General features: G+C 62.9%; 8 protein-coding genes. 5 read left to right on the top strand and 3 right to left on the bottom strand.

What is annotated here, in order from left to right:
* The 3 genes from AC1DT3_RS07885 to AC1DT3_RS07875 all read left to right on the top strand — a co-directional run.
* The coding region (locus AC1DT3_RS07885; protein WP_477464701.1) for a phosphoenolpyruvate carboxykinase (ATP) at nucleotides 1–802 on the top strand (802 nt) is incomplete at its 5' end.
* A 545-nt stretch (nucleotides 803–1347) separates the two neighbouring features.
* Nucleotides 1348–1779 carry a hypothetical protein gene (locus AC1DT3_RS07880; protein ID WP_477464700.1) on the top strand — a complete coding sequence of 144 codons (432 nt, stop codon included), beginning with the start codon at nucleotides 1348–1350 and terminating at the stop codon, nucleotides 1777–1779.
* Nucleotides 1779–2873 carry an NAD(P)/FAD-dependent oxidoreductase gene (locus tag AC1DT3_RS07875; RefSeq protein ID WP_477464699.1) on the top strand — a complete coding sequence of 365 codons (1095 nt, stop codon included), beginning with the start codon at nucleotides 1779–1781 and terminating at the stop codon, nucleotides 2871–2873. Before AC1DT3_RS07880 ends, AC1DT3_RS07875 begins: the two co-directional genes overlap by 1 nt.
* Nucleotides 2874–2904: 31 nt before the next feature.
* Here AC1DT3_RS07875 and AC1DT3_RS07870 read toward each other — a convergent pair whose 3' ends face one another.
* Nucleotides 2905–4302 (bottom strand): sodium:proton antiporter, encoded by a 1398-nt coding sequence (locus AC1DT3_RS07870; protein ID WP_477464698.1) that lies wholly within the window; start codon nucleotides 4300–4302, stop codon nucleotides 2905–2907.
* Nucleotides 4303–4469: 167 nt separating this feature from the next.
* On the opposite strand from AC1DT3_RS07870, the gene AC1DT3_RS07865 reads away from it, so the two are divergent.
* Together AC1DT3_RS07865 and AC1DT3_RS07860 are read left to right on the top strand one after the other, a co-directional pair.
* Entirely contained in the window at nucleotides 4470–5261 is a 792-nt protein-coding gene (locus AC1DT3_RS07865; protein WP_477464697.1) for a class II glutamine amidotransferase, read from the top strand.
* Between the two features lie 140 nt (nucleotides 5262–5401).
* Nucleotides 5402–5974, top strand: coding sequence for a histidine phosphatase family protein (locus AC1DT3_RS07860; RefSeq protein WP_477464696.1), 573 nt, complete (start codon nucleotides 5402–5404; stop codon nucleotides 5972–5974).
* Nucleotides 5975–5982: 8 nt separating this feature from the next.
* Here AC1DT3_RS07860 and AC1DT3_RS07855 read toward each other — a convergent pair whose 3' ends face one another.
* Together AC1DT3_RS07855 and AC1DT3_RS07850 are read right to left on the bottom strand one after the other, a co-directional pair.
* Nucleotides 5983–6708: a glutathione S-transferase gene (locus AC1DT3_RS07855; protein WP_477464695.1), complete on the bottom strand. Its 726-nt coding sequence runs from the start codon at nucleotides 6706–6708 to the stop codon at nucleotides 5983–5985.
* A 156-nt stretch (nucleotides 6709–6864) separates the two neighbouring features.
* Nucleotides 6865–7858: calcium-binding protein (locus tag AC1DT3_RS07850; protein WP_477464694.1), on the bottom strand; the 994-nt coding region annotated here is incomplete at its 5' end.

Here is a 7858-nt window from a genome sequence, read left to right as displayed (position 1 = left end):
GGGCGGTTGTTATGCAAAGACGATCCGCCTGTCACGCGAGGCGGAGCCCGAGATCTTCGCCACCACCGAGCGCTTCGGCACCGTGCTCGAAAACGTGACGGTCGATCCGATCACGCGCATTCCGAATTTCGACGACGCGTCGCGGACGGAAAATACCCGTTGTGCCTATCCGCTCGACTTCATTCCCAATGCGAGCACCACGGGACGCGCCGGAATTCCGAAAAACATCGTCATGCTCACGTGCGATGCATTCGGTGTTCTGCCGCCCATCGCGAAGCTGACGCCCGCCGAGGCCATGTATCACTTCCTCTCCGGCTACACGGCGAAAGTCGCCGGAACGGAAAAGGGCGTGAGCGATCCGGAAGCCACGTTTTCGACCTGCTTCGGTGCGCCGTTCATGCCGCGCCATCCGTCCGTCTACGGCAATCTGCTGCGCGATCTCATTGGCAAGCATTCCGTGGATTGCTGGCTCGTCAACACGGGCTGGACAGGTGGCAAATACGGCACCGGCCGCCGCATGCCGATCCGTGTCACGCGCCGTCTCTTGACCGCGGCCCTCGACGGGTCGTTGTCCCGCGCCGATTTCCGCCGCGATCCTTATTTCGGATTCGCCGTGCCCACATCGGTACCGGGCGTCGAGCCGCACATTCTCTATCCCGTCAAGACATGGCAGGATAAGGCGGCCTTCGCGCAGACGGCGAAACGTCTCGTCGACATGTTCAACGAGAACTTCAAGCGCTTCGAAGCCCATGTGGACGCAGATGTCCGTGCGGCTGCACCGCAAATGTCGATTGCCGCTTGAGTGACGAGAGCGGGCGGCATTGGTAAGTGGTTCGTCGGAGGGCTCAAGGGTCGGTCCTGTTCATGGGCTATCGTGGCGATGCTCGGTGCGAGTTGCCATGCGCATGCCGGGCCACTGCCCTTGGCCCTGAAGCACGATCAGGGCCGCTTGCTCGATCATCTCAAGCGACAGGGTGCTGTCGCTTCGACCCGGAAGGTCGCGCATCTCAGCTATGTATGTGCGCTGGAAACGCGATCTGGGCCGATGGCAGTCATCGATCTTCGAGAGATCATCCCCGGAGCTGCCACACCAAGGGGATACAACCGCATCATTGTGATGAACCCGACGGGAAGAGTGGTCAGCAGTATCGAGTACGCGACGGAAAGACCTCTGACCTGTCGCCGAACGAAACTATTGGTCCAAGGAAGCCTCTCGGTCGACGGTTTAGGGTCCGAAGGAAACGTGCTGACGTTCGATCACAAGGGACGATTGCAGCGAGTCGACCAGGTCGATGCGCAAACGCTATGGCCACCGAGTGTCGGTGAGCCTCGATGAGGAACGCGATCGTGGTTGGACGGTCCGTGCCGCTAACGCTCGCGCTGTGGTGTTTAGCGACGACCTCCGCCTCGGCTGAAGTGTGCGACAAGATTCTCGGAGAGGCCGCGTTCGATCGGCTGATGCACGCACCGCTCTGGTATCACGTGGGTGATGCGTTGCTGACGCCGCTTTCCATCGGCTTGATCGCTCTTGCCATTCTCACCGCGACGAGGGTGCCACGCCTGCGCGGCATCGCGTTGATCGCGGGCCTCGTGGCGACGGTCCAGGGTGTGCGCGCCATCGGCGTCAACGTCATGCCCGACCACCTCACCGCGTTGGCGCGAGCGGAAGGTTGCGGGAACGCCTCGATTTCGACTGCAATCGTGGCGTCGCTTCTCGCCTTGATCTTGCTCGCCGCCGCCGTCATCGCCCAACCCTCGTCACCGGATCCACACGTCTGATGGAGGTCCTGGTCGTCGGAGCGGGCGTCGTCGGATTGGCTGTCGCGCGAGCCTTGGCGATGCGGGGTCATGCGGTCATCGTTGCCGAAGCGACGAGCGGGATCGGCAACGGCGTTTCGTCGCGCAACAGCGAAGTCATCCACGGGGGGATGTACTATCCGACCGGTTCGCTGCGCGCGCGGCACTGCATCGCGGGTCGGCGCATGCTCTATGCATATTGCGAGAGTCACGGCGTGCCGCATCGCCGCTGTGGCAAGCTCATCGTCGCAACAAATGAGCGAGAACAAGCGAAGATCGAGACCATTTTTTCACAAGGCACCGCCAACGGCGTCGAAGGATTGTCGGTTCTCACCGGCGCTGAAGCGCATGCGCTCGAACCAAATGTCTCCTGCACCGGCGCGGTCCTGTCGGCCGAGACCGGGATCATCGACAGCCACGCCTTGATGTTGGCGCTGCAAGGTGATTTCGAGGATGCGGGCGGCATGATCGCCTTCAACACGACGATCGCGAGCCTTGCCCCGGCGGGAGTCGGATGGCGTGTGCGCATGCAGGAGGCCGATGCGGCCGAGATCGTCGTTGACGCGGTCGTCAATGCTGCGGGCCTCGGTGCACAGCGTTTGGCGCTCGCGACGGAAGGCTTGGCGGCGGCGCGGGTGCCGCGTTTGATCATGGCCAAGGGCAATTATTTCGGGTGCCTCGGGAAGCCTGCCTTCACCCATCTGATCTATCCGGCTCCGGTGGATGGCGGGCTCGGCACGCATGTCACCTTCGATTTATCCGGCCGCATGCGCTTCGGTCCGGACGTCGAATGGATCGACAGCGAAGATTATACGGTCGATCCGCTTCGCGCCGACGGGTTTTACGCCGCGATCCGTCGCTATTGGCCAGGGCTTCCGGATCACGCGCTCGTCCCCGATTATTGCGGCATTCGTCCGAAACTGACCGGACCGGGCGAGCCGGCCGGCGATTTCATCATCGATGGCCCGGCCGAGCACGGGCTTTCTGGACTCGTGCAGATGTACGGAATCGAGAGTCCGGGCCTCACATCGAGCCTGTCGCTTGCCGCCGACGTCGTGGATCGGCTTAACGCTTAGGCTCCGTACATGCTGCGTTGCCGATCGCGCTCTAGAAAAACAGAACGGTCAGCACGAGGAAGGTCGGGATCAGGACGGCACCCGACCACAGGAGATAACCGAAGAAGCTCGGCATCGTGACGCCGCCTTCGCGCGCGATGGCATAGACCATGAAATTCGGTGCGTTGCCGATATACGAATTGGCGCCCATGAACACGGCGCCCGCCGAGATCGCCGCGAGCGTCTGGGCGCCCTGGTTCATCAAGTCCTGCGCATCGCCACCTGCGAGTTCGAAGAAGACGAGATAGGTTGGCGCATTGTCGAGGAACGAAGACAGCGCGCCCGTAAGCCAGAAATACGCAGCGTTGTCGGCACTGCCGTCGGCGTTCGTCACCAAGGCGACGAGCGGCGCGAAAACCCCGGCGCTGCCCGCCTTCAGCATGGCGAGTACCGGAATGATGGTGATGAAGATGCCGGCGAAGAGCTTCGCCACTTCCTTGATCGGCCCCCAGGAGAAGCCGTTCTCACTCCGGCTGGCTTTCGGCGTGAGCGCGAGCGATGCGATTGTCACGGCGATCATGATGACGTCGCGAAGCGCGTTCGCCCCTTCGATCTGGGCGCCGAGAAACGTGAAGCGACCGAGATCGATGGTGGCGCTCATCAGCATTGCGCCGATGATCATGGCGATGAGAACGAAGTTGATGCCGCCGGCAATGTGGACCGGGTTGTCCGGGCTCGGATCTGGACGCGTGCGCCCTTCGCGTTTGTAGACGATGCAATCGAGCAGGAAGAAGGCAACGAGAACGATGCCGCTGGCGGTCAATGTGTGCGGAACGAGATGCGTGGTCGTCCAGAAAAAATCGACGCCGCGCAGGAAGCCGAGGAAGAGCGGCGGATCGCCGAGCGGGGTGAGCGAGCCGCCGATATTCGACACCAGGAAAATGAAGAACACGACGACGTGAGCGTTGTGCCGGCGATCGTCGTTGGCGCGCAGCACGGGGCGGATCATCACCATCGATGCGCCAGTGGTGCCGATGACGCTGGCGAGCAGCGTGCCGATGGCGAGCATGAGCGTGTTCGACGCGGGCGCGCCATGAATGTTGCCGCGAATGACGATGCCGCCGGCCACCGTGAACAGCGCGAGCAGAAGCAGGATGAAGGGGACGTACTCGAGCAGTGCCGTATGAGCGAGCACATGCGACGTGGCCGTCAGGCCCTCGGCGAAGGCTATCGGGATCAGGACGAGCAGACTCCAGAAGGCAGCGATCTTGCCCTGGTGGTGCTCCCAAAAATGCCCGGCGAACAAGGGAAACAGCGCGATCGACAAAAGGATGCCGACGAACGGCAGGGCCCAAGCGCCACCGAGTCGGGCGCCGTCGAGGGCGGCAGCGCCCGCCACTTCAGGCACGACGGCAAGAATGACGGCGATCGAAAGCGCGCGAAACAGCACGGTGAGCCCCTCCCGCCGGTTTCGCCCGGCGCCCCTTTGCCACAGGTTTAGAAGAACTCGGCGAGGCCCGCAATCCAACGCGCATTAACCGGCTGTTCAGCGCAACGGAAACATTATAAACAACATAACGCACGGCGCTCGAAGCGCCTTGGGGTCCGATAAGTCCGATGTGCCGCTTTCTTGCCTACCGGGGCGATCCGATTTTCCTGTCCGAGCTGGTGTGTGCGCCGAGCCATTCCCTCGTGCACCAGTCGCTCCACGCGGTCGAAGCCAAGACCGGCACGAACGGAGACGGTTTCGGCATCGGCTGGTATGGCGAGCGGCCGGAACCGGGTCTTTATCGCGAGGTCAGGCCGGCGTGGTCCGACGAGAATCTCCGCAGCTTGTGCGACCAAGTCAGGTCCGGCCTGTTTTTCGCGCATGTGCGCGCCTCGACCGGCACGTCGACGACGCGAGCCAACTGTCACCCCTTCGCGCATGATCGCCACCTGTTCATGCATAACGGCCAGATCGGCGGATACAGCCGCATCAAGCGCCGCCTCGAGGCGATGATTCCGGATGAGCTCTACGATACTCGCCTCGGCACCACCGATTCGGAGGCGATTTTTCTCCTGGCGCTGGCGAACGGGCTGAGCACCGAGCCGGTCGCTGCCATGGCGCGGACCCTGAAGACCGTGCGCGGTCTGATGGACGAAACCGGCGCGACCGAGCCCTTCAAGTTCACCGCAGTCTACACGGACGGCGAAAGTCTTTTCGCCTATCGATGGTCGTGCGACGCCAACCCGCCGACTCTCTATTTCCGCGAGAGCGGCAGCGACCTGCTCGTGGTCTCCGAGCCGATCGACGACAAGGCCAAAGGCTGGCGCGAGGTGCCGRAAGGCTGCAGTCTGATCGCCCGCGCCGGCGAGGTTGTGGCCGTGGAGTGCCTCAACGAGGCCATGGGCCGCCTCGCGGCCTGAGCCTTCGCCGCCTCGCGGCCTGAGCCTTCGCCGCCTCGCGGCGTAATCTTTTGCCGCCTCGCAAAGATCTTCCCTCCGACCTCTTTGCCGCCTAGAGATGGCGCGTGGGCCGCTCTGCGGGTGAAGGATTGTCACGGATCATGATCTATCTCGTTCGCCACGGCGAAACCGAATGGAATGCGGTCGCGCGCTATCAGGGGCTTCTGGACTCGCCTCTGACCGAGAGCGGTGAGGCGCAAGCCGTGCTGGTGGGCTGGCTGTTGGCGCAGGAAATCGGTGCCGACCGGATGCCGATCGCGGCCCATGTCAGCCCGCTCGGGCGCACCCGCGCCACCGCCGACGCCATCGCGCGACATGTCACGCTGCAGCGGGTCGACGAGCCACGTCTGGCGGAGATCTCGCTCGGCTCCTGGGACGGACGCTCGCGCCGCGACATCGAACGCGACGATCCCGACGCCCTGCGCGGTGCGGATCGTTTCGACTGGTATTTTCGCGCGCCCGACGGCGAAAGCTTCGATGCCGCGTATGCCCGGATCACGTCGTGGCTGTCAGATCTCACCGGCCCCGTCGTCGCCGTCTCGCATGGCTTGCTCGGCCGACTGATCCGCGGCGCGTATCTCGGCCTCAGCAAAGAAGAGATGCTGACGCTGCCCGCGCCGCAGGATGGGTTCTTCAAACTTCACGATGGACGCGCCGAACTCATCGGCGTTTGAGGCGCACGTCAGCCGTCGAGTTCGCAATAGCGTCGGAAAATCCCCTCGTCGTTGCGCGGCAGATGCCGCTTGCTGGCAAGGTAGGGCTTGATCCGCGGCCGCTCGGACACGGCCTGGTGGAGCGCCTTGACGCGCGGCGTATCCGGCAGAACGCGGGTCATCGCACGCGGAAACGCGTAGGTGAGACCCTCGACCACCTGGAACAGGGAGAGATCGACATAGGTGAGCGTATTGCCCACCAGATGGCGGTCGCCATCGGGGTTGCGCGCCAGGATCGTCTCGAACCAGCCGAGGAATTTCGGAATGCGATTCGTGCGGAAATCGGCGGCGCGCCGCGACGCCTCCTTCTTCTGATCCTCGTAATAAAGCTCGCTTGAAATGGGATGGTGCGTGTCGTGCGCCTCCGCCACCAGATCCGCGATCGTCAATTGAATCTGGTGCGCCCAGAGGCGATCAGGCTCGCTCTTCGGCGAAAGGCCGATCTTGGGCGCCAGATAAAGCAGGATGGCGGCCGTCTGCCCGACCAACACGTCGCCATCCTTCAGAAAGGGTGGCGCAAAAGGTGGACGCGTGACGTCCCCCTCCAGAAATTTCATCAAGGCGGGAACACCGAGACCTTTCGATTCGGATCCGCGTCCCACATCCACATAATCCGCTCCGGCTTCTTCGAGAGCGAGGCGGATGAACTCGCCGCGCCCTTGGATGCCCGGCCAATAATAAAGCTCGTACGTCATGCGTGCTCCTGCCTCTGACGAGATGCAAGCAGCGATCAAAATAGCAGAAGTGGCTCCTGGAGGAGGCAAGCCTTCTCGGCGTAGCTCTCCCGACGCAGGCGCATGACTTTGGAGGAACAAGGGCGCGGCCGTTCGGCCGGCCCTTGCAGTGCAACATCAGACGACGAAGAAATCCGCTGCCGTCATCTTGAGTTTCTTGGAGACGGTCGCGATCTCGACGGCTTTGCCGCGACCGCTGCCGTCGGCATCGTAGTAGAGGATGCCCTTCTTGTTGTCGTAGATGACACGATCGTCCGCATCATGGGCGCGGGCGCCGATCCAGAACGCTTTCTTGTCGAGCTTGACGGGCTTGGTGGGAGTGCCCTTGCCCAGCTTCGTCAGGTACTTGTTGTCGAGCCAGATCGTGTCGTCCTTGACGTTGAAATCGACGATCTTGTCGAGATTGGTCGTCTTGTTCAGGCGCGTGTCGAAGATGAAGGTGTCCTTGCCCTTGTCGCCGACCAGCGTGTCTTTGCCCAACCCGCCCTTGATCTTGTTGTTGCCGGCATTGCCCGTAATTGCGTCCGCGAATTGCGAGCCGGTCAGGTCGATATGGGCGGTCCCAAGGCCGAACAGCTTCTCGGCATGGGCTGGGAGCGCAAAGCTGACGGCACTGTAGATGCTGTCGTTCGCGCCGCCGGATGCTGTTTCGACGATCTGATCGCCGGCTTGATTCACGAAATAGATGTCGTCGCCGTTGCCGCCGCTCATCACGTCGGCGCCGCCCAAGCCGTCGAGCCGATCCGCACCGTCCGAACCGCGAATCGCGTTGTTGGACGCGTTGCCGTTCAAGACCAGCGAAACGCCTGTCGCGACCAGGTTCTCCACCTCTGCAGTGAGGGTGTAGTTCGCAGCGACGTAGACGGTGTCGGTGCCGCCGCCGGCGGCCTCGATGACCTGGTCCGCGTCGCTGACGTGGTAGCTGTCATCGCCGCCGAGACCCACCAGGACGTCGTTGCCGGCCGCGCCGTCGAGCGTGTTCGCGTTTTCGGTGCCCGTCAGGGTGTTCGCAAGCGCGTTGCCGGTGAGCTTCGCCGTGTTCCTGCCGACGACCAGCAGGTTCTCCATGTTGGCGCCGAGAGTATAGGAGAAATAGGTTATGACGGTATCG

The organism is Microvirga sp. P4_G7 (assembly GCF_056401005.1).
This window is presented reverse-complemented; position numbering and strand designations above follow the sequence as displayed.

Excerpts from the sequence above, each read along its gene's own strand:
- AC1DT3_RS07875 (WP_477464699.1), top strand. The coding sequence starts at position 1,779 with ATGGAGGTCCTGGTCGTCGGAGCGGGCGTCGTCGGATTGGCTGTCGCG.
- AC1DT3_RS07860 (WP_477464696.1), top strand. The coding sequence starts at position 5,402 with ATGATCTATCTCGTTCGCCACGGCGAAACCGAATGGAATGCGGTCGCG.
- AC1DT3_RS07855 (WP_477464695.1), bottom strand. The coding sequence starts at position 6,708 with ATGACGTACGAGCTTTATTATTGGCCGGGCATCCAAGGGCGCGGCGAG.